This is a genomic window from Mycobacterium pseudoshottsii JCM 15466, from assembly GCF_003584745.1.
Taxonomy (GTDB): Bacteria; Actinomycetota; Actinomycetes; order Mycobacteriales; family Mycobacteriaceae; genus Mycobacterium; species Mycobacterium marinum.
The window spans coordinates 5,070,714-5,096,226 of the sequence record NZ_AP018410.1 but is presented as its reverse complement, the minus strand read 5'-3'; the positions used below and the strand labels follow the sequence as shown (position 1 = coordinate 5,096,226).

General features: G+C 66.5%; 18 protein-coding genes, 1 tRNA gene and 4 pseudogenes. 14 read left to right on the top strand and 9 right to left on the bottom strand.

Going from position 1 to position 25,513, the window contains the following annotated elements; genetic code table 11:
* Nucleotides 1–72: 72 nt before the first annotated feature.
* Nucleotides 73–666 (bottom strand): 5-formyltetrahydrofolate cyclo-ligase, encoded by a 594-nt coding sequence (locus tag MPSD_RS23175; protein WP_015357012.1) that lies wholly within the window; start codon nt 664–666, stop codon nt 73–75.
* 77 nt (nt 667–743) lie between these two features.
* Here MPSD_RS23175 and MPSD_RS23170 point away from each other — a divergent pair, with 77 nt between their 5' ends.
* The 5 genes from MPSD_RS23170 to MPSD_RS23150 all read left to right on the top strand — a co-directional run bounded on the left by MPSD_RS23170 (nt 744) and on the right by MPSD_RS23150 (nt 5,188).
* Nucleotides 744–1,661 (top strand): UTP--glucose-1-phosphate uridylyltransferase, encoded by a 918-nt coding sequence (locus MPSD_RS23170; protein ID WP_020786127.1) that lies wholly within the window; start codon nt 744–746, stop codon nt 1,659–1,661.
* Between the two features lie 51 nt (nt 1,662–1,712).
* Entirely contained in the window at nt 1,713–3,002 is a 1,290-nt protein-coding gene (gene glp, locus MPSD_RS23165; RefSeq protein ID WP_086085272.1) for a molybdotransferase-like divisome protein Glp, read from the top strand.
* Between the two features lie 22 nt (nt 3,003–3,024).
* On the top strand, nt 3,025–3,678 hold the full coding sequence (locus MPSD_RS23160; protein ID WP_012396071.1) for a GNAT family N-acetyltransferase: 654 nt from the start codon (nt 3,025–3,027) through the stop codon (nt 3,676–3,678).
* Nucleotides 3,679–3,884: 206 nt separating this feature from the next.
* Nucleotides 3,885–5,063, top strand: coding sequence for a divisome protein SepX/GlpR (gene sepX / locus MPSD_RS23155; protein WP_020786128.1), 1,179 nt, complete (start codon nt 3,885–3,887; stop codon nt 5,061–5,063).
* Nucleotides 5,064–5,115: 52 nt separating this feature from the next.
* Nucleotides 5,116–5,188: transfer RNA gene (locus MPSD_RS23150), tRNA-Ala, on the top strand.
* A 109-nt stretch (nt 5,189–5,297) separates the two neighbouring features.
* On the opposite strand, the gene MPSD_RS23145 is transcribed toward MPSD_RS23150, so the two are convergent.
* Nucleotides 5,298–6,080, bottom strand: coding sequence for an FkbM family methyltransferase (locus tag MPSD_RS23145; RefSeq protein ID WP_036426300.1), 783 nt, complete (start codon nt 6,078–6,080; stop codon nt 5,298–5,300).
* A gap of 335 nt (nt 6,081–6,415) precedes the next feature.
* Between MPSD_RS23145 and MPSD_RS23140 the strand changes: the two are divergent.
* From MPSD_RS23140 to MPSD_RS23125, 4 genes and pseudogenes are all read left to right on the top strand, one after another.
* A pseudogene (locus MPSD_RS23140) lies at nt 6,416–7,801 on the top strand (tyrosine-protein kinase domain-containing protein).
* Nucleotides 7,798–9,273, top strand: a complete 1,476-nt coding sequence (locus MPSD_RS23135) for an O-antigen ligase family protein (RefSeq protein ID WP_086085271.1) — start codon at nt 7,798–7,800, stop codon at nt 9,271–9,273. Before MPSD_RS23140 ends, MPSD_RS23135 begins: the two are co-directional and overlap by 4 nt.
* Complete coding sequence (locus MPSD_RS23130; protein ID WP_020786133.1) at nt 9,270–10,391, top strand: glycosyltransferase family 4 protein; 1,122 nt, start codon at nt 9,270–9,272, stop codon at nt 10,389–10,391. The genes MPSD_RS23135 and MPSD_RS23130 overlap by 4 nt, the downstream gene beginning before the upstream one ends.
* Nucleotides 10,392–10,484: 93 nt before the next feature.
* Nucleotides 10,485–11,246 (top strand): class I SAM-dependent methyltransferase, encoded by a 762-nt coding sequence (locus MPSD_RS23125; RefSeq protein ID WP_223161212.1) that lies wholly within the window; start codon nt 10,485–10,487, stop codon nt 11,244–11,246.
* Between the two features lie 92 nt (nt 11,247–11,338).
* Here MPSD_RS23125 and MPSD_RS23120 read toward each other — a convergent pair.
* A pseudogene (locus tag MPSD_RS23120) lies at nt 11,339–11,928 on the bottom strand (carbon-nitrogen hydrolase family protein); the annotation flags it as partial.
* Between the two features lie 161 nt (nt 11,929–12,089).
* Here MPSD_RS23120 and MPSD_RS23110 point away from each other — a divergent pair.
* From MPSD_RS23110 to MPSD_RS23100, 3 genes are all read left to right on the top strand, one after another.
* Complete coding sequence (locus MPSD_RS23110) at nt 12,090–13,292, top strand: ISAs1-like element IS2404/ISMul1 family transposase (protein ID WP_420811969.1); 1,203 nt, start codon at nt 12,090–12,092, stop codon at nt 13,290–13,292.
* 224 nt (nt 13,293–13,516) lie between these two features.
* Nucleotides 13,517–14,140, top strand: coding sequence for a class I SAM-dependent methyltransferase (locus tag MPSD_RS23105; protein ID WP_086085531.1), 624 nt, complete (start codon nt 13,517–13,519; stop codon nt 14,138–14,140).
* Nucleotides 14,141–14,299: 159 nt separating this feature from the next.
* Nucleotides 14,300–15,079, top strand: coding sequence for a class I SAM-dependent methyltransferase (locus tag MPSD_RS23100; protein ID WP_232022647.1), 780 nt, complete (start codon nt 14,300–14,302; stop codon nt 15,077–15,079).
* Here the strand turns inward: MPSD_RS23100 and MPSD_RS29820 are convergent.
* Nucleotides 15,059–15,439, bottom strand: coding sequence for a hypothetical protein (locus MPSD_RS29820; protein WP_020786137.1), 381 nt, complete (start codon nt 15,437–15,439; stop codon nt 15,059–15,061). The two genes, MPSD_RS23100 and MPSD_RS29820, sit on opposite strands and share 21 nt — an antisense overlap.
* On the bottom strand, nt 15,421–16,029 hold the full coding sequence (locus tag MPSD_RS29815) for an FkbM family methyltransferase (RefSeq protein ID WP_020786138.1): 609 nt from the start codon (nt 16,027–16,029) through the stop codon (nt 15,421–15,423). The genes MPSD_RS29820 and MPSD_RS29815 overlap by 19 nt, the downstream gene beginning before the upstream one ends.
* Before the next feature lie 436 nt (nt 16,030–16,465).
* On the opposite strand from MPSD_RS29815, the pseudogene MPSD_RS23085 reads away from it, so the two are divergent.
* Both MPSD_RS23085 and MPSD_RS23080 read left to right on the top strand, forming a co-directional pair.
* Nucleotides 16,466–18,428: pseudogene (locus MPSD_RS23085) on the top strand (hypothetical protein).
* A gap of 133 nt (nt 18,429–18,561) precedes the next feature.
* Nucleotides 18,562–19,431 (top strand): class I SAM-dependent methyltransferase, encoded by an 870-nt coding sequence (locus MPSD_RS23080; RefSeq protein WP_232022646.1) that lies wholly within the window; start codon nt 18,562–18,564, stop codon nt 19,429–19,431.
* 14 nt (nt 19,432–19,445) lie between these two features.
* Here the strand turns inward: MPSD_RS23080 and MPSD_RS23075 are convergent, their stop codons facing one another.
* From MPSD_RS23075 to MPSD_RS23060, 4 genes and pseudogenes are all read right to left on the bottom strand, one after another.
* The gene (locus MPSD_RS23075; protein ID WP_164497874.1) at nt 19,446–20,501 is read right to left on the bottom strand and encodes a glycosyltransferase family 4 protein; all 1,056 of its coding nucleotides are present in this window, start codon (nt 20,499–20,501) and stop codon (nt 19,446–19,448) included.
* Nucleotides 20,498–22,488, bottom strand: a pseudogene (locus MPSD_RS23070) (glycosyltransferase). The gene MPSD_RS23075 and the pseudogene MPSD_RS23070 overlap by 4 nt, the downstream one beginning before the upstream one ends.
* Nucleotides 22,485–23,960, bottom strand: coding sequence for an oligosaccharide flippase family protein (locus MPSD_RS23065; protein WP_020786146.1), 1,476 nt, complete (start codon nt 23,958–23,960; stop codon nt 22,485–22,487). The pseudogene MPSD_RS23070 and the gene MPSD_RS23065 overlap by 4 nt, the downstream one beginning before the upstream one ends.
* Before the next feature lie 14 nt (nt 23,961–23,974).
* Nucleotides 23,975–25,480, bottom strand: a complete 1,506-nt coding sequence (locus MPSD_RS23060) for a sugar transferase (RefSeq protein ID WP_020786147.1) — start codon at nt 25,478–25,480, stop codon at nt 23,975–23,977.
* Between the last annotated feature and the right edge of the window lie 33 nt (nt 25,481–25,513).

The window sequence follows — 25,513 nt, the reverse complement described above, 5'->3', positions numbered from 1 at the left end:
AAACCTCCGGATTTGGTCAGTCTGGGTTAGCACTCTACCGTTTCAAGTGCTAGAGCCGCCACGTGAGCTCGATCATTCCCGGTGTGGAAAGGAAATGATCCCGCGCTGGGGGGTAATCGCGTGCGTCATCCGCACGTCGTGCGGCTCCGAGGGCAACCGGTCGACCACCTCCTCGTCGCGCACGATCGCCAGCAAGCGGGCTTGCGGGTTGCGGTTGGTCAGGGACCGGTCGTAAAAGCCCAGCCCCTTGCCGAGCCGGACACCCTCGAGGTCGACGGCCAGGGCGGGCAGCAGCACCAGGCTGGCCTGGCCCACGGCTGACTCCGGCAGCCAGGGCGCCGGCGGTTCCAGCAGTCCCCAGCGGCCGCGCACCAGCTCACCGGGCCGATACTCGCCCCACATCAGCGGCAATGGGCCGTCGCCGTCGGTGGTGCGGGCGACCGGCAGCAGCACCCGCGCCCCATGCTGCAACAACACGTCGAGCATGGTGATCGAGCCCGGCTCGGTGCCGACCGGAACGTATCCGCAGACGGTGGCGCCACCGTCGATGACCTGCGCCAAGTGCGCATCGAGGAGCAGGGCTTCGGCGGCGTGAACGTCGTCGGGGACCACGCGCCGGGCCTGCCGCAGCCGCGCCCGCATCGCCGCCTTGTTCACCGACGTCATGGCCTCAACGATGACAGGTCACGATTTCTACCGGCCGGACCGACTCGGCGATTCCTGGCGAGGTTATCGTTTGAACGATGTCACAAGAAGTTGCGATCCCCTTTACGGCGATCGTTCCCGCTGCCGGCCTGGGTACGCGGTTCCTACCTGCGACTAAGACGGTGCCCAAGGAGCTGCTGCCGGTCGTCGACACGCCCGGTATCGAGCTGGTGGCCGCCGAGGCGGCCACCGCCGGTGCCGAGCGGCTGGTGATCGTCACTTCGGAGGGCAAGGACGGGGTTGTCGCGCACTTTGTCGAGGACTTGGTGCTCGAGGGCACGTTGGAGGCCCGCGGCAAGACGGCCATGCTGGCCAAGGTTCGCCGGGCCCCGGCACTGATCAAGGTCGAGTCCGTGGTGCAGGCCGAGCCGCTCGGACTGGGGCATGCCATCAGCTGTGTCGAGCCGACGCTGTCCGATGATGAGGACGCCGTATCGGTGCTCTTGCCCGACGACCTGGTGCTGCCGACCGGCGTGCTGGAGACGATGTCGAAGGTGCGGGCCCGGCTGGGCGGCACGGTGTTGTGTGCCATCGAGGTATCCCCCGACGAGATCAGCGCCTACGGCGTGTTCGATGTCGAGCCGGTGCCGGGCGGGGAATGGGCGGCAAATCCCGATGTTCTCAAGGTCAAGGGCATGGTCGAAAAGCCCAAGACCCAAGACGCGCCGTCGATGTTCGCGGCCGCGGGGCGCTATGTGCTCGACCGCGCCATCTTCGATGCGCTGCGCCGGATCGAGCGCGGCGCCGGGGGTGAAGTTCAGCTCACCGACGCGATCGCGCTGCTGATCGCCGAGGGGCATCCGGTCCATGTCGTGGTGCACCGCGGATCCCGACACGACTTGGGAAATCCCGGCGGCTACCTCAAGGCTGCGGTTGACTTTGCATTGGATCGTGACGACTACGGCCCGGATTTGCGGCGATGGTTGGTGGCGCGATTGGGCCTGACCGAGCAGTAGCCGAGCGGGTTGGGCCCAGCTCGCCCACTTGGCTCGACGGAAAGGCGCGCTGTGCGTTCTGTAGAGGAGCAGCAGGCCCGAATATCGGCCGCCGCGGTGGCCCCGAGGCCGATCCGTGTTGCCATCGCCGAGGCGCAGGGCCTGATGTGCGCCGAAGAAGTGGTCACCGAACGTCCCCTTCCGGGTTTTGATCAGGCCGCCATCGACGGGTATGCGGTGCGCAGCGTCGACGTGGTGGGGGTCGGGCAAGACCTCGCCTCCGGCGCCGCCGAGTTCTTTGTCGACGACGGCAGCGCTACCAGCCGTGATGCGGTCACGCTGCCGGTGATGGGCACCATCGAAGCCGGTGCTCGCACACCCACCAGGTTGCAGCCCAAGCAGGCGGTTCGGGTGCAGACCGGGGCCCCGCTACCGACGCTGGCCGACGCGGTCCTGCCGCTGCGGTGGACCGATGGCGGAATGAATCGGGTTCGGGTGCTGCGCGGGGCGCCGTCGGGCGCCTATGTGCGCCATGCCGGTGACGATGTGCAGCCCGGTGACGTCGCGGTGCGCTCCGGCACCATCATCGGGGCCGCCCAGGTGGGGCTGCTGGCCGCGGTGGGGCGCGAACGGGTGCTGGTGCACCCGCGGCCGCGGCTGTCGGTCATGGCGCTGGGCGGGGAGCTGGTGGACATCTCCCGCACGCCGGGCAATGGGCAGGTGTACGACGTCAACTCCTACGCGCTGGCGGCCGCCGGCCGGGACGCCGGCGCCGAGGTGAACCGGGTCGGCATCGTCAGCAACGACCCCAAGCAACTCGGCGAGATCGTCGAGGGCCAGATCAACCGGGCTGAGGTGGTGGTGATCGCCGGCGGGGTGGGCGGCGCGGCCGCCGAGGCGGTCCGCTCGGTGCTTTCCGAGCTCGGCGATATGGAAGTGGTTCGCATCGCGATGCATCCGGGATCCGTTCAGGGGTTCGGCCAACTCGGCCGCGATCGGGTCCCGACGTTTCTGCTGCCCGCCAACCCGGTCAGCGCCTTGGTGGTGTTCGAGGTGATGGTTCGTCCGCTCATCCGGCTCTCCCTGGGCAAACGCCAACCGATGCGCAGGATCGTGCAGGCCCGCACGCTGTCGCCGATCACCTCGGTGGCCGGCCGCAAGGGCTACCTGCGCGGCCAGCTCATGCGGGATCAGGAGAGCGGCGAATACCTGGTTCAGGCGCTGGGCGGGGCTCCGGGGGCATCCTCGCACTTGCTGGCCACGCTGGCCGAGGCAAACTGTCTGGTTGTGGTACCCACCGGAGCCGAACAGATCCGTACCGGCGAGATCGTTGACGTCGCCTTCCTGGCGCAGCACGGGTAGAGCGACCCACGGCAAGATCTTCGTGAACCTCATGCGCGCTGGGCAGCGCCATCCCGGTTGGCCGATGGATGTCGGTCCGCTGCGGGTTCGTGCCGGCGTGATCCGGCTGCGCCCGGTTCGAATGCGCGACGGCGCGCAGTGGAGCCGGACCCGGCTGGCCGACCGCGCTCACCTGGAACCGTGGGAGCCCAGCGCGGAGGGCGACTGGACCATCCGGCATTCGGTCGCGGCCTGGCCGGCGGTGTGTTCGGGGCTGCGTTCGGAGGCGCGTAAGGGCCGGATGCTGCCGTATGTGATCGAGCTGGACGGCAGGTTCTGTGGCCAGCTGACCGTCGGCAACGTGGTGCACGGGGCGCTGCGTTCGGCCTGGATCGGCTATTGGGTCGCCAGCTCGCAGACCGGTGGGGGAATCGCCACCGGTGCGGTGGCACTGGGGCTGGACCACTGCTTCGGGCCGGTGGGGCTGCACCGGGTGGAAGCCACGGTGCGCCCGGAGAACGCGGCCAGCCGAGCGGTGCTGGCGAAGGTCGGGTTCCGCGAGGAGGGGCTGTTGCGCCGCTACCTCGAGGTGGACCGGGCATGGCGCGATCACCTGCTGGTTGGCCTCACCGTGGAAGAGGTCGAAGGGTCGGTGGTCTCGACGCTGGTTCGTGCGGGGCAAGCCAGCCGGCTCTGAGCGCCGGCGGCAAACCGGCCGGTGCGAATGGCGAAATCCCGCTGGCGGGAGCCCTAGGGAAAATTGGGGCTATCGCGACACGTGTGGCGTGTGGTGCTTGTGGGAGGCAAATTACAGGTGTGTAATTGCCCTTGGGCGCTTTTGACCCGGCCGCGTTGGCCACTGATGTGCCTCGCGGGGATCGGAACCGAAGAGAGCAGGTCACTATGCCAAGCATCCCGCAGTCGTTGTTGTGGATATCGCTGGTGGTGCTGTGGCTGTTTGTGCTGGTACCCATGCTGATCAGCAAACGCGAAGCGGTCCGTCGCACCAGCGACGTCGCCTTGGCTACCAGGGTGCTCAACGGGGGCGCGAGCTCGCGACTGGTCAAGCGCGGCGGTCCGGCCGCCGGTCATCGCAGCGACCCCGACTGGAAACGCCAGCGAGAGTGGGACCACGAGGCCCACGACGATGAAGACGCCGAGGACGACGCCGAGCCGGAAACCGACCAAATCCCGGAGTTGGCGCACGGCGATGACGAGGTAGCCCAGGACACGGGCAGCCAGGGTGCGGTCATCATGAAGGTGGCGGCCACTCGCGACACCGCGGTCGACGAGCCCGACTACCTCGATGTCGATGTCGTCGAGGAAGACTCGGGTGTGCTCTGCCTGGGCCCCGGCGCTCGATCGGCGCAGGAGCAGCCGATGGCGCGGGCGGCCGGCACGGCGGTGCCGGAGGCCGAACTCGACGGTGAAGAAGAGCCCGTTGACGAGTCGCAGCTAGGTGATGAGCCGGAATTGGCCGACGACTCCGAACTCGACACCGCGGAGCTCTTCGCAGCGCGCGCGGCCAACCACGAGCACGCCGAAGACGACTACGAATACATGGACGACACTTCCGGTTTGGAGGCGCAAGCCGACGACGAAGAGGGCTACGAGCCGACGCCGAGGTACACCTCCGGTGCCTCGCGGCGGCGCCGATACGACACCAAGACCGCCGCAGCGGTCAGCGCTCGCAAGTACGCGTTCCGTAAACGCATGCTGGTGGCGATGGCAGTGGTGCTGGTCGGCTCGGCCATTGCCGCCTTCGAAGTGACGGCTGCCGCGTGGTGGCTCTGCTCGGCAGCCACCGTGGTGACGATGCTCTACCTGGCGTATTTGCGCCGCCAGACCCGCATTGAGGCCAAGGTGCGGCGGCACCGGATGCAACGACAGGCCCGGGCGCGGCTCGGGGTGGAAAACACCCACGACCGCGACTACGACGTGGTGCCGTCGCGGCTGCGGCGTCCCGGCGCGGTGGTGCTCGAGATCGACGACGAGGACCCGATCTTCGAGCATCTGGACTACGCCGGCCCGGTGCGCGGCTACGGCTGGCCGCGGGACTTGCCGCGCGCCGTGGGCCAGTAGGGGCAGGCGGTTCGGCCGTTGCGGCCGCGGCTGGTAGCCTGCATAGCGTTCAGGGGCTATGGCGCAGTTGGTAGCGCGACTCGTTCGCATCGAGTAGGTCGGGAGTTCGATTCTCCCTAGCTCCACAGATTCGCAGACTCGGTTCACAAGTGAGCGCTGAGTCGCGTGGCGGATGCCCCGGCCGTTGGCTGGGGTTTTTTCGTTCGGCCGGCGGTTGCCGGGTGATGGCCCGGTCTAGGGGACGAAGACGAAATTGTTGACGTAGACGCCCCGGGGCGCCCAGCCATCCCGCTGGCCGCCGATGTTCGCCGGGTTCTGATGCCGGGCGACGTCGAACTCGGCGATCGGGCGCCGCTCGTCGCCGAGTTCGAAGAAGCCCCGGTACCCGAGTCCGCCCAACAGGGTGGTGATCTCGGCCACGGCGTTGGGGCGATGGCGTTCCTCGGCTTCCACCAGAATCGTCGGCCGGTTGCGCATGAGAGTGTCGGTGGCGCCCCGCAACACCGCCAGTTCGTGGCCTTCCACGTCGACCTTGATCAGGCCGACGTCGCTCAATTGCAGATCGTCGAGGCGCTTGACCGCTACGTCGATGCTTCGGATTCGGCCAGCCACATCGCCCAGGGCGTTGCCGGTGTCTATCGTGCTGCGGCCCGGTTCGGACTCCACGACGCGCATGGACAGGCAACCGGGCTTGTCGGATAGCGCCACCGCTTCCACCCGCGCCGCGGCGCCGACCGCGTCGAACATCGAGGCCAGCTCGCGCGCCTGGGCGGGCCGGGGCTCGAACGCGACGACCGAGCGTGACGAGGCCAGCATCGCGATGGTGAACTCGCCGACGTCGGCCCCGATGTCCACCGAGATGCGATCCGGATCGCACAGCGACGCGGCCAGCCGGACATCGGCGCGGGATTCCCCGAGGCGTTGCAGCACCCGGTACTTGCGTTGCCAGAAAAGACCCGGCGCGACGGTTCGGACCACCGGAGCGAGCCACCGTTTGATCCGGGCCGCGGCTGTCATCGGCGGCAGTCTTCCCTCGCGATCGTGAGCCTGGCGTCGCATCGGCATCTCCTACGGCCAAGCCATTGCCGGGTTAGAACGCGTTTGCGCCGCGGCTTGTCGGTGACACGCTACGCGAACCGGCGTGGTCAGCGCTGCGCGCTTGGGGGCCACCGCGCGGTGTCGGGGCTGGTCGGGGCTGGTCCGGATGTCGGTGCCGGGTCCGGGGGCAAGGACCGCCGTATCTCCTGCGCGACGGCGAGAATGCTGCATAATTCCAGAGGAATTCCCAGTGCGGGTGCCCAGGGAACGCGATCGGCCCTCTTTGTGTGGCGCCGGCTCAGAGGGGGTAATGGATGGATTTCCGCACCTTTGTTCAGACCCTCGCCAAGCGCTGGAAACTTGTGGTCGGCGCGCTGCTCGCGTGTCTGGCCGGCGCGACAGCCGTCACCGCATTTCAGACCAAGGTCTATCAATCCTCGGCCACCATCTTCATCTCGGTATCCGGGCAGACCGACGTCAACGACGTGTACTGGGGCGGGTAGGCCGCACAAGACCTGTTGTCGTCATATGCCGAGATCGCCGAGGGCCGTGAGGTGGCGCAACGCGCCATCAGTCAGCTGCAGCTGCCGATCAGCCCCGAAGCTCTGGTGCAGCAGACCCAGGTGAAATACACGCCGAAATCAATGCTGTTCACCATCGCGGTTTCCGACACCGATCCAAAGCGTGCCGCGTTGCTCGCCGGGGGCATGGCCGATTCGTTCGCCACGCTGGTTGGGACGCTCGGTTCGGCCCCGCGCGCACTCGGCGCCGAACCGCAGCAGCAGGCGCCGCCCACCGCCCCGATGGCCAGGGTGACGGTGGTCAAGCGGGCCGAGGTGCCCGTTAGTCCCAGCCGGCCGCTGCCCAAGCGCAACTTGGTGATGGGGCTTGCGGCCGGGTTGCTGCTCGGGATCGAGGTGGCGCTGGCCCGTGAGGCCAGTGATCGCACCGTGCATAGCCGCCGGCAACTCGACCAGCTTTCGGGTCTGCCGACGTTGGCCGAGCTTCCCGGCCGGCGCGGCGGCGTGCCGCAGTTCGGTACCGACGTCGCCATCGACGACGCGGTGCGCGGCCTGCGTACCCGCCTGCTGCGGGCGATGGGGCCGCAGGCCCGGCGCCTGGTGGTGGCGGCGCCGTTCGCCGGCGAGGGAACCACGACCACCGCGCTGAATCTCTCACTGTCCTTGGCCGAACTCGGTGAAGACGTACTTTTGGTCGAGGGTGACACCCGTCGGCCCGTGATTGCCGGCTTGCTGAAGGTGGAATCCCGAGAAGGGTTGGCCAACGCGCTGGCCAACCCCGAGATCGCGCTGGAAGTCGTCAACCCCACCCGGATCTCGAAGCTGTTCATTCTGGCGTCGCGAAGTGTCCGCCGCGAGACCGCGTCGGCCAACGCTTACCTGCCGGAAGTGATTGACAGCGTGCTGATGGATCTTTCGGCACGCTTTTCCCGATTGGTGATCGACGGCCCGCCGGTGCTGGCCACCGCCGATACCGGCTTGCTGGCCGGGGCCGTGCAAGCCACGGTGCTGGTGGTGCGCGCGGGACGCACCACCGTCGATGAAGTCGACGACGCGCTGTCGGCGCTGCGCGCGGCCGGGGCGAACGTCGTCGGCACCGTATTGACCGACGCCCGAATTTCGCGCCACACCAGCGCCGCCGCCCGGATCTACCGCGGAAAGCTAAGCGGGCTGTCGTGATCCTCTACCTGCCGCGCCGATATCGCTTGGCGATGGGTGCGGCACTGCTCGCGGCGTTCTTGTTCGGATGTTTCGTTTTCGGCGTGCTGTCGGTGCGTCACACCGGCCAAGGTGTGATGCTGATCGCCGGGATGTTCAGCCTGGTCGTGTATTGGGCGAAACCCGAAGCGATGGTAGGGATCGCGTTGTTCTTGGCGTTCGCGGCGCTGCCGGCAAGCCTGCACGTGGGCAAGGTCGTCGGCCCGGGCGTGATCTACGCCTATCAGGTGGCGTTGGTGCTGGCGATCTGCTACCTGATTCCACTGGTGCGACCGCGGGTCTCCGATTTCGTGCTGCCCGGCATCTTCGCGGTGGCGGTGCTGCTGTATGCGGTGGTCGGGCTGGTGCTTGGACACCCCGACTGGGTGGTGATGCGGTCGGCGCAAAACCTGTTGGAGATGGCCGGCGGGTTCGTCTTGGCGCTGTTGGTGGTGTACGGCAATTACCTGCGGATGGCGATTGTCACGATGGTCGTGACGCTGTGGTTCTCGGCGGGCATGGCCATTGTCGGTTCGGTGCATGCGATCCGGCTGGCCGGCCGGGCGGAAAGCCTTGCCGAGACGACGGGAGCCGACCAGGCCCTGCGGATCATCTTGTCCGCGCAAACACCGGCCACCGCCGTGCTGAGCGCATTGGTCGCCGCGGTGATCGTCGGGCGGGTCAGGCCGGCCTTCTTTTTCGCGCTGGGCCTGCCCGCGTTGATCATCGTGTTGCTGGCCTTCGCCCGCCATGTGCTGATCTCGCTGGCGGTGGCCGCCGTCGTCGCGTTGCTGGCCACCTTCAGCTGGCCGGCGCTGCGCCGGACCGCCACGCTTTTCCTGGTCGGCACCGCGGTTGTCGCGTTTGTGGTGCCGACCTCATTGTTTCTGCTGCAGCAGTCCAGGGCCGGGGCGTGGCTCGCCGATCAGTTCACCGCATTCAACCAGCGTGTGCTGCATGGCCTTTCGGGCGGCGCGCTCGCCGTCGACGAATCGACGCAAGATCGGCTGCGCGAAATCGACAGCCTCGACCGCGCGATCGCGGAAGCCCCGGTGTTCGGCCACGGCCTGGGCTACGCCTATCAGCAACCGTACGGAGACGACCCCGACGACTTCACGATGAAGCTCTACCCGACCTTCTCGCACAACTTCTATCTCTGGTGGCTGGCCAAGGCCGGGGCGGTGGGCATGGCGGTGTTTGCGATCTTCGCCCTCACCCCGCTGTTCGGGGCGCTGCGCCGCGGGTCGGACCGCGCCAAGATCGCTGCGGCCACCAGCATCGGCTTGCTGGCCATCTCCGCCGTCTGGCCATTGCCGGAGATGCCGGTGGACGCCCTGGGCTTGGGTCTGGTCTTGGGGTTGACGATGGGATTTGCCACGCAGCGACGCGGCGGCGCCGATGCCCAGGCCGCGGATACCGACGCGGCGCTGGCGTCGGCGGGCACGCCCGAGTGAACTCGGTCGGGGTGCCGACGCCGCAGGGCCGGCTGCGCGTGCTGGTGGTCGGCCCGGCCCCGGCCGCGGCGACCAGCCGGGGCGGTATGGCCACGGTGATCGCGCTGATGGCGGCCCATCCTGACCCACACATCCACATCACGGCGGTGCCCACGTTCATCGACGGCCCGCTATGGCCGCGGCTGATGCTCGGTGTCCGCGGAATGCTGCGCGCCACCTGGCTGGTGCTGCGCAAGCGCACCGATGTCCTGCATGTTCATCTGGCCCACGGCGGCAGCGTGATTCGCAAAGCCCTGCCGCTGTTAGCGGCGCGACTGACCGGTACACCGGCGATTGTGCATGCCCACAGCTACGACTTCGGCGGCTGGTTCGATCAGCTCGCGCCGCCAGCTCGGGCGGCGGTGCGCCGGATGCTGGCCGCCGATCACTGGGTGGTGCTGGGGGAGCGCCATGTCCAGGAGTACGCCAGCCGGCTGCGGTTGCCCACCAACCGGATCAGCGTGCTACCCAACGCGGTTCGAATTCCGAACACCCCGGTGAATCAGCTGGGGGTCCAGCGGGTGCATGCGGTGGCCCTGGGGCGGCTGGGCGTGCGCAAGGGCAGCTATGACCTGATCGACGCGGTAGCGGCGCTCGATGAGACGGTGCGCAACCGGCTGCTGGCCACGCTCGCCGGGGACGGCGACGTCGCCCAGGTGCGTGCGGCGGTCGCCAAGGCCGGTCTGGGCGCGACGATCGACGTGGTGGGCTGGCTCGATCCGATGGCGCGCGACGAGTTGCTGTGCCGTGCAATAATTTTCGTGTTGCCCAGCCGCAACGAGGGCCTGCCCATGGCGTTGCTCGAGGCGATGGCGAACGGGCTGGCCCCGGTGACGACAACGGCGGGCAGCATCGGCGAAGTGGTCACCGATGGCGTCAACGGCCTGCTCGTTGGGCCCGCCCACGCCGATCAGCTCGCGCACGCGCTCGGCGCCCTGGTGACCGATGAGAACCTGCGCGCCCGCCTGGGCGGGGCCGCCCGAGAGCGGGCCGGTGAGTTCGGGCTCGACCGCTGGTATCAGCAGCTGACGCGGTTGTGGGCAAGCCTGGCCAGCGATCCGCACCCGTCCCGGCGATGACGATGTCAACCAACCATCCCCGACGGTGTTCTCATAAGGTACGACGATGACGACAGGCACGGTGGCCGGCGGCGATGCCATGCCGACACACGGATGGGTCGGGTGGCGTTGACCGAGAGCGAAGAGTACGCCCGGCAGTACTTCGATGAGCAGGCGGAGTCCAACAACGAGTATTGGCGTCGGTTCGGGGTTGTCCCCGACTGGGCGGGCAAGCGGGTCCTCGACGTCGGCTGCGGCCATGGCGCGTTGTCGATCGACATCGCCCAAGCCGGCGCCAGCGTGCTCGGCGTGGATCTGGATGAAGGGCGCGTCGCGTTCGCCAATCGCAACCTGGCGCAGCGATTTCCCGAGCTGGCCGATCGGGTGAGGTTTCGGGCGGTCGATGTGCGGTCGCTTCCGGTGGACGAACCGTTCGACGTGATCGTTTCCAAGGACACCTTCGAGCATGTTGCCGACGTGGCGTCGTTGCTTTTGGCCCTCGGCGAACGGTTGACCCGGCCCGGCGGGCGCATCTACGCGGGATTCAGCCCGCTGTATTACAGCCCCTTCGGCGACCATGGGCGCACCGGTTTGAAGGTGCCCTGGGCGCACGCGATCCTGCCGAAACGGCTGGTGTTTGCGGCCGCAGCACGCAAATACGGCCATCCGGTGGGCTCGCTGTTGGACATCGGCCTCAACGGCAACACCCCCGATCAGTTCCGGGCGGCGTTCGACAACAGCGGACTGCTACAGCTCGACATCGGCTACAACCGGGGCGCCAAGCGGTTGCTGCCCGCATTGGAGAGGGCGCGCCGGCACTGGCGGCGCTTCGACAGGTTCACCACCGTCAGCATCTATGCCGTCTTCGGGGTGTGATCGTCGCCGGCCCGACCCGGCGGGGTCCGGCCGATCGTGGCGTGTGCGATCTGGTCCCGTCCGGCGCCGGCCTCGGCTACCAGCGTCGACGTCGCCGACCAGATAGCCGAATGGCCCGCTGTGTGTAGGTAGCCACCTCCGGTGGGCCCGGCGAAGCTTGCCATGGCAACCGGCGCGGTACACGTCGCGGCAATGGCGCGAGCACGGTGCCGTTGCTCGCCGAGTTCCCCGTCATGATGAACGACACCGCAGGCATACAGGTCCACCCCGAGCCGCGCGGTGCCCCGCACGTGCTCGGGCACACCAGTGTCACGACATATCCCCAACCCAATGCGCCACCCGTCAAGGTCGATCGTTGGGGGGCGGGACCTGGCCGGAACCGCGCCTTTTCGGCGGCGCCCAGGTGCGTCTTGCGGTAGACTACCTCAGCGCCCGAGGAGTCGACCAGCACCATCGCGATGTAGCGCCGCCCGCGGTCTTCGACGGGTGCGCCGACCAAGGCACTGCAACCCGTTGCCGCACATGCCAATACGAACCGATCAACGACTGGGCCGGCGACATCGACCGGTGCCACCTCTAGCTGGTAGCCCGTGAGCGAAAGCTCCGGAAACACCACCAGGCGTGCGTTGGCCCGTTGGATCAGGGCCGCGTGGGCATCGACATTCGCGGCCACCGCGCCCATCACGGTTCGTGGCTGTGCCAGGGCTCCGGCGTTGTTGATTAGCAGGCTTGTGAGCTGGGTTGATGATCTTTGGTGCCGCGCTATTGGGGCCGGAGTGTAGGCACGGGCTATCTGGAGAACGATCGAGTTGGTTACTGTTCGTCGTTGGTCTGGAGTTGCCCGTGCCTACCGTTTCAGTATTGCCTGTGTCGTCGGTTCCAGAGGTGTTCGACCGCTGGAGTCCTGGTGAGCGCAGCGAGTTCATCGGATCGGAGTTTCTCGATGTGTTGGCCTCGGTGCCAGACCCGAGGGGCCCACGCGGTCGGAGGTATTCGCTGATGGCTTTGTTGGCGATCGCGGTTCTGGCCACTGCCGCGGGGATGCGCGGCTATGCTGGTTTTGCCGCATGGGCGGCCACCGCTCCCGATGATGTGTTGGCCCAATTAGGGGTCCGGTTCCGGCGGCCCAGTGAGAAGACCTTCCGCGCTGTTTTGTCTCGGCTAGACCCCGCCGACCTCAACGCCAGGATGGGCAGTTACTTCACTGCACACGTGGCCAGCAGCGACCCCAGTGGATTGGTGCCGATCGCGTTGGACGGCAAGATGCTGCGTGGTGCTTTACGCGCCAAAGCGACAGCCACGCATCTCGTGCCGGTGTTCGCCCACCGTGCCCGATTGGTGCTCGGTCAACTCGCTGTCGCCGAGAAAAGCAATGAAATTCCCTGCGTACGTGCCCTGCTCACGCTGCTGCCGGGTAGCTTGCGGTGGCTGGTCACCGTGGATGCGATGCATACCCAGGTCGTCACCGCGAAGTTGATCTGCGCCACCTTGAAGTCGCACTACCTGATGATCGTCAAGTCCAACCAAGCCAAAATACTTGCGCGTATCACCGCGCTGCCCTGGGCCGAGGTGCCCGCAGCCGCTACCGACGACTCCCGCGGCCACGGCCGTGTCGAGACCCGCACCCTGCAAATCATCACCGCTGCACGAGGAATCGGCTTCCCCTACGCAAAACAAATCATCCGGATCACTCGTGAACGCTTGATCACCGCCACCGACCAGCGCAGCGTGGAGGTGGTCTATGCCATCTGCAGCCTGCCGTTCGAGCACGCCCGCCCTACCGCGATCATGACCTGGATGCGTCAACACTGGGGAATCGAGAACAGCCTGCACTGGATACGCGACGTCACCTTCGACGAAGACCGTCAAAGGGCACATACCGGAAACGGCGCACAGGTCCTAGCAACGCTACGCAACACCGCGATCAATCTGCACCGCCTCAACGGCGCCGACAACATCGCCGAAGCCTGCCGGATCACCGCTTTGACCGCCAACCGCCGCCTAGACCTCCTCAATCCACAATTCCCCAGCTCACAAGCCTGCTAATCAACAACGCCGGAGCCCTGGTGGCTGTGCGACGGCAACCACCAACTCCGTCTTCACCTGGTGCATTCTCGCCGAACGCCGCGTTTTCCGCAGCGGGGCGTTTTCTTGCGGTGCTCACCGGCAGCCATTAGTTTCGTTATGCGGCGGTCGCTGGCAGGATCCGGCTCGAAACGCCACACCGGAGATTCCGATGTCATCGGGCCGACGTCAAAGACTAGGGATAAATGTCGAACTGGTTGCGCGACACCGCCACGGACATCAATTCGCGGCTATCCCTTTCGGGGCGCGCCCGCGCGAGACGATGGCGGCACCTCATCGAGGTTTTTCCGTCGTTCGCCGAAATGCGAGTGCTCGATCTGGGCGGAACACCGGAGTCGTGGCGGTTGGCCCCAGTGCGGCCCACCGCGGTCACCACGGTCAACCTGCTGCCCATCGAATCGCAGATCACGGGCATCACCGCGATCCAAGGCGACGCATGTGAGCTGCCCAGCACGATCGCGAACGACCACTTCGACCTGGTGTTCTCCAATTCGCTACTGGAACATGTCGGCGGCCATGTGCGGCGGCAACGCTTGGCCGACAATGTGCACCGGCTGGCCGACCGGCACTGGGTGCAAACCCCCTACCGCTATTTTCCGATCGAGCCGCACTGGTTGTTCCCGGGCATCCAGTGGTTGCCTTACGAGGCGCGGGTGCAGATATCGATGCGCTGGAATCGCGGTTACATTCGGACGCATACTCGCGAAGAGGCACAAGAGCAGGTCGATGAGATCGACTTGATCGGTATTGCACAGATGCGCCGATACTTCCCGTCATCGTTGATTTGGTACGAACGATTCGCCGGCTGATCAAATCGCTGGTCGCCATCAAAACCGACCACGACGGATAGGTAACGGCGGCCGCGGCACCGGCGGGGCCCCAACCGGGCGGAGCCGACATACTGAAATTGTGCGTTTACCGTCGCACCGGGCCAGCGTTAAGGGGACTAGATGAGCAGTCGAACGGACTTGAAGACCGTCGACAGCTGGAGCGACGAAGTGGCGCTGTGTTCCTCGGTCATCAAAAGTCTCGGCGGTCCGCTGGAGATACTCGAAGCCGGATGTGGGCTCGAATGGCCAATCAATCTGGATGGCATCGATTATCGGTTGACCGGTATCGACCTCAATGCTGATGCGCTGCAAAGGCGTGTTGAGAAGGTCGGAGACCTCGACGAGGCGATTCTGGGTGATTTGACCGTCAAGGGAACGATCCCGCCCGGGCGCTACGACGTCATCTACAGCTCGTTCGTGCTCGAGCACATCTACGACGCCGAGGCCGCGCTCGCGTTGATGCTCGACGGGCTCAAACCTGGCGGGCTGCTGCTGCTGCGTATCCCGGACCGCGACGCGGTCTACGGCTGGACCACGCGGCACACACCGTTTTCGGCTCATCTGGCCTACTACCGCTACTTCGTGGGTTACCCCGACGCCGGGAAGCCCGGCCATCCGCCGTTTCGCACCTACCATGCGCCGGTCATCTCCCGGCACGGCATACGGGCGTTCTGCGACAACAACGAGTGCACGATTGTCGAAGAGCGCGGGCACACCTATTACGTCCGGGGCAAAGGCTTACGGGTCCGGATCGTTCGGGCATACGCAAAAGCGCTGTGGGCCTTGTCCTTTGGTGTTCTGGCCTGGCGGCACAATAACCTCACCTACGTGATCCGCAAGGCGGAGCCGGTCAAGTCCGCCAACGCCGTGCACCGCGCCGCCGGGTTCGGCCAGAGTTCAACGACCCCGACCGGGTGAACGGGTCCACTTCGCGGCGCTCGCCCGCAGTCGATGCTTTAGCCGGCTAGCGGCGTTTTGCGCGCGCCAGAGCGCTGATTTGTGGCGAACCGCGCGCCGGTAAATATCCGGGTAGCGTTGCGCGCTTGCGGGGCCCACCGCGCCCCTGGCCTGCAGCAGCTGCACGCACCGGAAGGACAGGTCGAACGAGCCAGAGCAATGATGCGAAATCATTGCCAGGTGCTTGAGCTGTTCGGCGGTCATCGCGTCGGGGTCAAAGAAGTCCCGGACGTAGACGATGTCGGTTTCCAGGATCTGGTTCAGTGGGCGGCTTGGACTCCCGCCGACGACAAAGTCGCCGATCACCTGCCGATCACCCATCTCTTCACCGCGTTGGGGATGCAGTGCGGGACAAACCCCTGACTGCGTAGTTCCAGGTCGACATCCCCGAAGCGCGGCTGATCCCGATACAAGGTGATGAATGAGACCTCGGTCTGAACTGCCACCGCTTCGGCCAGTTTTTCCCGGCCGTTCTGAAAAACAGCCAGTTTGCCGCCTTGGATATCGATTTTCAAGAGATCAAGATGTTCGATTTCACCGATGTCGTCGAGGCGATGAGTCTGGATCGGGAGGCGCTCGATCACCTTGCCGAACGGATCGAAGAGCGTGAACAACCCCTGCGTTGTCGGGTCGGGTTCGAGCAGGCTGGTCATTCCCCCCGGTGGCGGGCAGACCTGCAAAGTCTGTGGCGTGCCGTCGCCGAGGGTGTAGGGCAGGTAGGACTCGTTGGGGCCGCGCGTGCGCTGCAACTCGAGCAACGCTTCGGGCCCCGGCTCGAAGCCGGTGAGGTGGCACAGGCCTGCGTTGAGCATGGCCGTGTACGGCCAGTCGCCGCAGCTTCGGCTGGCCCCGACATCAACGATGTGGGTGAGCCGCGACGGGGACAGGATGTCTCGCAACCCGCCGGTCACTCGAGCACCGCCGAATGTCTGTATGTTTGCTGCGCCCTCGTGAATTGGGGCTTGTCGCGACGGTATTGGCAGCGACGGCGGTGGCCGCGCGGCGTTGGCCGTTGATCGCTGCGCTTGGCCACGCCGTCACCTTAACCATCCGCGGTGGCGCCAACCAAACAGCGGCGCGGCTTGTTGGTTGGCTCAGGCGGGTCAGCGACACCGCGTGAGTGCCTCGCCGGCCGCGTGACCAGGTCGAACGTTACCCACAGGTTCGGCGCCGATCTGTAGTAGTGTGCACCTGTGAGGGGTGCTCTATTACCATTTCGGCTTGCTGTGCGACGTCGATTTTCCTTGAGGCAGAACATCTTTGGTGTCTGCGGAAGTTGATCAGGCCGGATTTCCTGGAACGTATTGAGGCATATTGATGTACCGCAATTCTGTGCGCATAGCTCGCATGGCTCTGGCGCTGGCCAGCGTGGTCGGATTCCTGGCCTTGAGCGCGCCGGCGTCCTGGGGTGCGCCCGAGGAGACCGATACCACGCTCGTGGACGCGCCGACCATGACGTTGAGCAGTCTCGGATACAACTCCGTCTTGTCGTTCTATGGTCTGCAGGGCACCCAGCAGCTGACCATTCCCGCTCCGCACGGGCTCAAACCGACTGCGTTGAACGCGACCGCCGTACTGCCGGTCAATCTGCGCTCCGGCTTGATCACGGTCACCCAAAACGACCGCGAAATCGCGAGGGTGAACCTGCCCGCGGCGGACCAATCGCCCATTGTCATTTCGCTGGCCGACGCAACGGTGGTCGATGACGCGGTGACCGTGATCTTGCGGGCCTACCTGGTGCCATTGGAGGACTTGTGCGTCTACCCGTGGAGTCCGTTTAGCCTGGTCAACGGCTCGGTAAGCTTCGTCGGCGTGGAGCGGCCGCCCGTCACGGTGGCCCATTTCCTGCCGCCGGTGCTGCGGCGGCTGAGCATCTTCGTGCCGCCATCGCCGTCGGTGGCCGAGTCCGACGCGGTGGTCCAGTTGGTCGCCGCCGCGGCGGCCCACTACGGCAAACAAGCCCCGGAAATCGCGGTGGTCCGGTTGCCCGAGGGGGAGCTCGCCCCGCCGGCGCCGCCGCGACCGCTGGAACGCCAAGTCGTCATCAAAGAGGGGCAGGACGAGGGGCTTTCCCTTCGGGGGGGCCACCGGTGTGCCCTGGCTGCCGATCTCCGGGCCGCTGGGTTCGGCCGCGGAATCATCGATAACGTTGCTGTTCAGCAGCCTGTCCCAGCTGGCTCTGGCTTCCAAGGCCGTGGTGGGATCGTTCAAGCCCAGCCTGCACCTGCCCGGTGACACCACCACGCTGCGCGAACTCGGGCAGCCCGGCCTGAACTCCGTTGGACTGCAGCCGCGGGTGACCATCGGGCTGGACCAGACTCGGTTCGCGAGATCGGTGCACTCGATGCGGGTGCATCTACAAGGCTCATACTCGCCGATACCGCCGAGTATGGCCGGTCAGATCGTCGCAACGATCGGCGCGGAGACCATCGACCGCTGGCCAACCGAAAGCAGTGGTGTCATCGACCGCTGGGTGGACGTTCCGGATCGGCTCCTGCAACGGTGGACCGGCGTTGACCTGATGCTGGATGTGTCGGGCAACGTTGGGCGCTGCGGAGATTTCTACACCGCCGGGGCGGGAGATCACGTACTTACCCTGACCATCGACGGCGACACCGCCGTGCAGAGCAGCCCGGCGGCGCCGCCGGTGCCCGACGGACTGCGATCGGTGCCCCAAGCGCTGATGCCGCAGATCCAGGTGGGCATCGAAGAGCACTCCTTTGACGACACCGCTCGCGCCGTCAGGATTGTGGTTGGTCTGCAGCGAACCAGTTCGGTGCCGCTGCAGACCACCGTGACCAGCGTGCAGCAAGCGATCGATTCGTCGAAGTCGGCGATATTGATTGCGGCCGACGGATGGAACCACGCCGATATCGTGCTTCCGGTCTCGGCCGGACCCGGCGGGCCGATCACCATCAACGCGGTCAAGTCGGACGGCAAACCGGCCACCTTGACCCTGGACCCCGCACTGCGATTTGCTTCTCTGCAAACGGTTTTCCAGCACGGCCGGTCGCTGCTGGTGGCGACGTCTAATGGCGCCCCCGAACAGCTCGACGGGCTTCTCGGGTGGCTCGATGGCGACAGCGCCCGCTGGCCCGGGATCAGGGGCGTGGCGCTGGTGGCCATGCCCGGGCAAGACCCGGTTGTGGTGGAACGTCCGAACGCGGGTTCGGTGGACGACGCGACATCCGAGCAGCGTTCCGGCTCGGGATGGATTTGGTGGTTTGGTGGCGCCTGGCTTGTTGCGGCCGTCGTCGGCGCCGGGGTGATCCTGTTCCGTAGCCGGCTCGGCCCCCTGCGGCGCAGATAGCCCGGATAGCCCGGATAGCCCAGATAGCTCAGATAGCAAGGGAATAGCTTTTGTGGAACCGCGGGGCGACAAGTTAATCGCGCGCTACAAGCAAACGTACGGCATTGCGGCCGAGGCGGATATCACCGAACTCATGATCCTGGAGCATTGGAACTTGGAGAAGCGGCTCACGCGCGAGCTGCTGCAATCGGATCCCGAAACCCGATGGGAAACGTTCGACCGGTGCTACACGCGTCTATACACCGAGTTGACGTGGCTCAACGAGTTCTCCCACACCGCGTCATCAGCATCTGCACAAGAGCGATTCGGAAGATGGCTGGAACTCATCGGGCCACCGCCGCAGTCGATATACGAAATCGGTTCGGGCAAAGCCGGTCTCATCTCGTTCCTGGCCCTCAACGGCTATGACTGCAAGGCCACGGAGATCACCCGCGAACGTGGACCCGCGCTGCTCTCGGACTCGCACGAGAACCTGTCCTGGGGAGTATCCGACGGAGTCCATCTGGATCGGTTCGAGCCCGCGCAGACCTACGATGTGGTGGTCTCGGATCAGGTGATCGAGCACCTACATCCCGATGACCTGCAGACCCACCTGCGCAGCGTCCATCGCATATTGAAGACGGGTGGGCGCTACATATTCAACACGCCCAGTAAATACACCGGGCCGCACGACGTCTCGCGCGTGTTCAAACGCGCTGAGCCGGAGGGAATGCACCTCAAAGAATATGACTGCCGCGAAATCGTTGAGGTCACGAAGCGGGCCGGCTTCAGCGCGGTGCGCTACGGATTTGTGCCTCGAAGGTTCCGGCTTCTGCTCGTCGCTGTGGGGGCAAGGAAGCTCGCCGAACCCGAGCGGGTGGGAGTCCTGTTTCTGCGGATGGTGCTATTCGTGGAGAAGGTGTTGTGCGGGTTGCGCGCCCACTGGCTGCGCCGTCTTTGTGCAAACATGCTCTGCAAGCTGGGTGTTTTCTCGGGCACCATTTCGGTGGTGGCCGAGAAATGAGATCGCGGCCCGCTCTAGGGCCGCCGGGTGGCCACTTCCTCGATGACGGCCAGCAACGCTTGCGCGGCCCGGTCGACGGCGAAGCGCTGCTGGTAGTAGCGCGCCGCGGTGGCACCGTGGCGCGCCGCGGTGAGCGGCTCGGCGAGCGTGTCGAAGGCGGCGGCGAGGCCGCGGACATCGTCGATGCCGACTGGCGGGCAGCCGGGCGGCTGGTATTCGGGCAGGCCGCCGGCGTTCGACACGATGGGTGTGACGCCCAGCTGCATTGAAAGCACCTGTACGCCGCTTTGCGACGCGCGACGGTAGTGGGCAACCGAGGCCTTCGCGGCGGCCAGGGTCGCGACAACGTCGCAGTAGCGGTAGTCGCCGGGCAGGCAGCGGGTGTGCTCGGGCAGGGCGCGGGCATCGAATGGTCCACCGATGAGCAGCAGATCGTCGCCGCGCCAGCCGTTTCCGCCGACATGGCGTTGCCAAGCCTCGAGCACCACATCGGCGTTCTTGTAGGGGTGCAGCCGGCCGATCATGACGAAGTCGTGACGGTCCTCGGGTCCCACGAGTGGCGGAACCAGTGTGGGGTCCAGGTCACTGGTGAGGGGCACCACGTGCACCGGCGTGCCGGCGACATCACGGCGCGTGGCGACCGCTCCGGCGACATAGTCGCTGTAGGTGATGGTTGCCGCCGAACGGGCGCCCCAGCGGTCGAATATCGCCCTTTCGTAGGCGCGCCGGTGTTCGGCCGTGTCGTGCGGGCGGTCGTCGTGCACCAGCTGAATGCGAGGAGCCGGCCCGGCCAGTGCGATCCAGCGCGGATCGCGAACCAACTCGGCGATCACCACGTGCGGGCGGTACCCGCGCACTCGGCGCCCGGCCGCGACGCCCGCGGGCCAGCTGGCGGCCGCACGCAACCGCGGATCAAGCACCACCTCGTAGTCGCGGGCCGCGTCCGACTCGGGATGTTGGTCGGTGGTCACCAGCAGTACGTCGATCCCGCGGCTGCGCAGCGCCTCCGCCTGGATTCGTGCCAGCGGCCGCATCCACGGTGAAAGCCAAAGCAGACGAGCCGAGTTCATAGCACCGCGTGGATGGCGTCCAGGTAGGCGTCGGTCATCGCGGCCACCGTGTAGTGCTTGCGCATGCGCGCGAAACCGCGTTGTCCGACGGCGGGCAGCCCGCCGGGGTCAGCCAGGATCTGGGCCAGCCGCTCTTGCCAGGCCGACACCGTCACCGGCTCGACGACAAAGCCCGCCCCGCCGAAATCCAGCATCTCCGGGACGGCGCAAATCGCGGACGCCGCGACCGGTACCGCCCGTGCCATCGCTTCGAGAATTACCAGTGGGAACGCCTCTGAGCGGCTCGGTACGCAGAGCAGGTCGGCATCGGCAAGAGCCGGCCCGGGCCCGGGTGACCAGCCGCGCCAATGGACGCGATCACGCAGCCGTTCGGGAGTGCGGGCCTGCAACCGCTCGCGGTCCGGTCCGTCACCGAAAATGGAAAGAGTCCAAGGTAGTTCGGTAATCCCGCTGAGCGCTTCGATCAGCAGATGCGGGTTCTTGTGCTCGACGATGCGCGAAAGCATGACCAGATGCGGCGGTGCGCCGGCCGGCCTGCTGCGACCGGCCGGGCGGTCGGTCACCGCGACGCCGTTGGGTGCGACGAACCGTGGTCCGCCAAGGCGATGGTAGGGGGTCAACATGTCCCAATGGCGTTGTGCCAGCACGATGAAACCGTCCGCACGGCGCATCGCGGCGGTCAGCGGCCGGGAATAGATGGGCCCATCCTCGAGTGGCGGGATGTGGGCCGCGACCAGCCAGCGCCGCCGGCGGCCGGCCGCGCGCCACAGCGTGGCGAAGCCGGTCTCGGTGTTGGTGTCACCGCTGATCAGCACGGCCGGACCCGGCCCAACGTCGACGATCGGTGCCCACCAGGGTTGGCGCACCACGCGGACGGTGTCCGGGATCTCCTTGATCAGCGGGCCGAACCGCTGCACGCACACGATGGTGACGGGGTAGCCGCGGCGGTCCAATTCCGCTGCCAGCAATGCCTTTTGCCGCTCGGCGCCGCCGTAGACCAATCGGTTGGTGGCGATCACGATCGCCGGGCGGCGCTTGCCGGCATCCGTATTGCGGATCGCGCGGCGCTGGGCCCGGCGCAGCCGCTGCAGCACCTTGGTGGTGGCCAAGTACGCGTTCGCGTGATGCAGGCTGCACTGATGCTCGAGCAGTAGCGCGTCGTTGGCGCGGATCACGTCTCGAGTGCGGCGGCGTTCGCCGGCCGTCACGGTCGGGCCGTTTTCGGCGCCGGTCGGCGGCGCGCCGCCCTGCTGGGCGCCGAGTTCGTCGGCCAGCAGCACCCGCCAGCCCGCCGCGCGGGCACGCGCTTGCCAATCGGCCGGGGCGCCGTGGCTGAAGTACTCCTCGTCGAAGCCGCCGACGGCGTTCCACGCGGCACGGCTGATGGCCAGGCAGGTCGCCTTCAAATAGCCGCTGACGCTTTGTGATTCGCGGGGCCGTTGGGGTAGAGGGGCGAGATGGGGGTGGCCCGCAGCGAGCTAGACAGTCCGGTCGCTTCGACCACGCCCCGGACCAGTGTCAACCGCTGGGTCGCGATGTCCCATGGCGGCCGATCCGGTGCCGCCTCGTCGCGCACCAGCGGCGAGACCGCTGCCACTCCCGGTTGGCGCAGCAACTGTCTGGTGCGGGTCAACGGCCCCCGCAGCCGGGCATCGGCCTTGAGTAACAGGAGATCGCTATCGCCGGGCGACTGCCGCGCCAACGCGTTGCAGGCCGCGGCGAAGCCGACGTCGGCCGGACCCGAGATCCAGTGCACCGCTGGGTGGCCGGCGGCTAGTTCTTGCCGGCCGGGATATCCCTGAGCATTGTTGTCGTACACGTAGACCGGGAGCCCGGGCAGCTGCTCCGCGACGCTGTGCAGGCAGCTCTGCACCGGGTCGTGGCCGTTCTCGATCACGATCAGGACCGCCAGCGAGCGCTCGGCGGGTAGCGGGGCCGGGTCGCCGACCGGGCGCCGCAGATACGCGCGGTCCATCTCGTCGGTCATGGCGTGAGCTGCTCGGGCTGCGCATTGGGCCGTAACGAGGCCATAGTCGACCAGGTGAGCGGGCCGATGGCCGCGTTGATCGCCAGATAGGCGACCGCGGCGGCGGCCAGCACGACGATGACGTGGTGACCGGCCAGGAGTAGGACCACCGCGACGCTGGCCGCCGTCGGGACCGATAACCGCAGCAAGAACAGCACCGGTGTGTGGTAGCCGCACTGACGATGCAGCCACCAACTGGCGATCGTCATGTTGAACAACTCGGTACACACCAGCGCGATCCCGGCTCCCGCGGCGCCCAAGCGCCCATCCAGGGCGAGATTGAGGACGATGTTGAGTGTGAGGGTGGCGACCGACAGCCAGAACCAGAACCGCTGACTGTGGCTGGCGAACAGACCCTCGCCGAGGGTGGTAGCGATGAAGCGTAGCCCCACCGCGATGAACAGCAAGGCCAGCGTGGGCGTACCGCGGCTGACGAACGCCTGGCTGCTCAGGAGCCGGATCAGGGGTTGCGCCACCAGCACGCCGACCACGGCGATCGGCACGGCAAGGAAATACATCAGCTCGACGCTGCGGCGGATGAAACCGGCGAATGCCGCCAGGTCGCGGGAATACAGTTCGGTCGCGGTGGAGAGCGTGGACTTGAGGAAGAACACCGACAAGACCAGGGTGTTGAGTGCGATCGAGGAGGCCAACCCGTAAACGCCGACCTCGGAATGGGTGTTCAGCAGGGACAGGATCACCCCGTCCACGCGCCAGTACAGCACGGTGATGACCGTGACGCCCATTGGAAAAAGGCTCTCCCGCAAGAGATCTGCGGCCTCGCGCAGCGCGAGGATGGGGCGCAGCCGGACCCGCTGGGACGCCGCGCGGCTCTGGATCAGCAACTGCAGCGCCGTCTGAATGAGTTGCGGTACCGCGAACCAGATGACATCGGCTCGGCTGGCCACCAGAAAGCTGATCACGCCCAGCGTCGCCAACCGGCCGACGACGTCGGAGACGGCCACGGCGGTGAACCGCACGGTGACCAGGAACACCGGTTCCAGTCGCGTCAGCATCGTCACGATGAGCAGCTGGCACGAGAGCACCACGAGCATGGCTCGCACCTCGTGGTCGTGATACACCAGCAATCCAGATCCCGCCGCCACCAGGGTCAGCGGAATGCAATAGACCAGGGACAGGCCGTTGTAGATCCGGACCAGGCGTTCCAGATCGTCGGGGGATGAGGTGACGCGGCGCACGATGACCCGGCCGATACCGAGATCCACCAGGCTCGCCCACATTCCGATGAACGCCACCGCAATGGTGAGCTGGCCGTAACGGCCGGGCCCGAGATAGCGCGCGGTCAGCATCACCGAGACCACCGAGGCCAGCATCCCGAGTATCCGGCAGATGAGCTGGATCGAGAACGCCTGCGCCAACCGTGCTACCGGCACCGATGGCACAACCGGGCTGGGCGCCGTCGGTTCGGTCATGGTTCGCGGGCCACCTAGTAGGCGCCGCGGCTGGCCAGAACGGCCTTCACGGTTTTGGCGATGATCATGAGATCACCTGCCATCGACCAGTTGTCGACATAGTAAAGATCCAGCCGGACCGATTCTTCCCAGGAAAGTTGGGACCGGCCGCTGACTTGCCATATCCCGGTAACGCCCGGCTTCACCAGCAGCCGCCGCCGGACATCCCCGTCGTAGCTGTCGACTTCTCGACTCAGCGGCGGCCGGGGCCCGACCACGCTCATGTCCCGCTTGACCACGTTGATGAACTGCGGAATCTCATCGACGCTGAATCTGCGAAGGATTCGGCCGATCGGTGTCACCCGCGGATCGTCGCGCATCTTGAACAGAATGCCGCCGGCGCCCTCATTCCGGGAAACCAGGTGGTCGATTTGGCTGTCGGCACCCACCACCATCGTTCGAAGTTTCAGCATGGTGAAGGGTTGGCCGTTGATGCCTATGCGTTCGGCGCGGTAGCAGACCGGCCCCTTGCTGGTCAGCTTGATAGCGACGGCGGCGGCGATGAGCAGTGGCGATGCGGCGATCAGAGCTGTCAGTGCGAAGCAGAAGTCGAAGGCCCGCTTCTGAAACCGTTGCGCCCCTGAATACTGCGGCTTTTCGACATGCAGCAGTGGGAAGCCGGCCACGGGGCGCAGGGTCAGTCGGGCCTGCGCGATGTCCATCACCCCCGGCGACACCACCAGGTCCACATCCAGCGTCTCCAGCCGCCAGATCAGGTTCCTGATCGCGTGCACGCCGAACTGCTCGGTCTGGGTCACCACCACCGTGTCCGCGCCGCACTCGTCGATCGCCGCCATCGCGTGCGATTCGTCGCCCAGGATCGGGACTTGGCGGCCTTCGACCTGCAGCACGTCGCCGCGCGGGGACCCGTAGCCCGGTATGCAGACCCCGACCACGGAGTAGCCGTCGCGCGGATTGCGGACCAGTTCCTGGATGAGGCGCGAAACCCCTTGCCGGTCAACGATAGCCAGTGCGATCGTCTGGCATTGGCCCCGAGCGCGTTTGCGGCCGACATACTTGCGCCACCCGTTGCGACTCGCCAGCAATGCGATGGTGCCGACCGGCAGGGCGACCGCCAGATAGCCGCGGGCCAGGTCGATCTTGGCGAGCAGGGTGACCATTGCGATGGCCCCGAATGTCCAGAATGATGCGCTGCTGATTCGGCGGTATTCGTCGATTCCCACCCCGATGACGTGCTGTGATCTCGTGTTGAAGATCGCCAGACACGACAGCCACAGCGCCGCGAACAGAACCGAGAACAGCGTCATAACCGGGCCCGGGTAGCCCGATCTGTTCGGTGAATCGCCGAAGCGCACGTATTGCGCGAGCATGACCGCCGCGAAGACGATCGCCGAGTCGGTGATGCGCAGACGGCGTGAATACTGCAGCCGCCAGCGCCGCACCGTGTCGCGATTGGGCGAGCCCATGGGATCCGGAGTTGCCGGACAATCACCGGTTCGCCCGTGCAGCAACGAGGTCACGCTGGCCCGCTTTCCCTTACGCAGTCGCAGGTT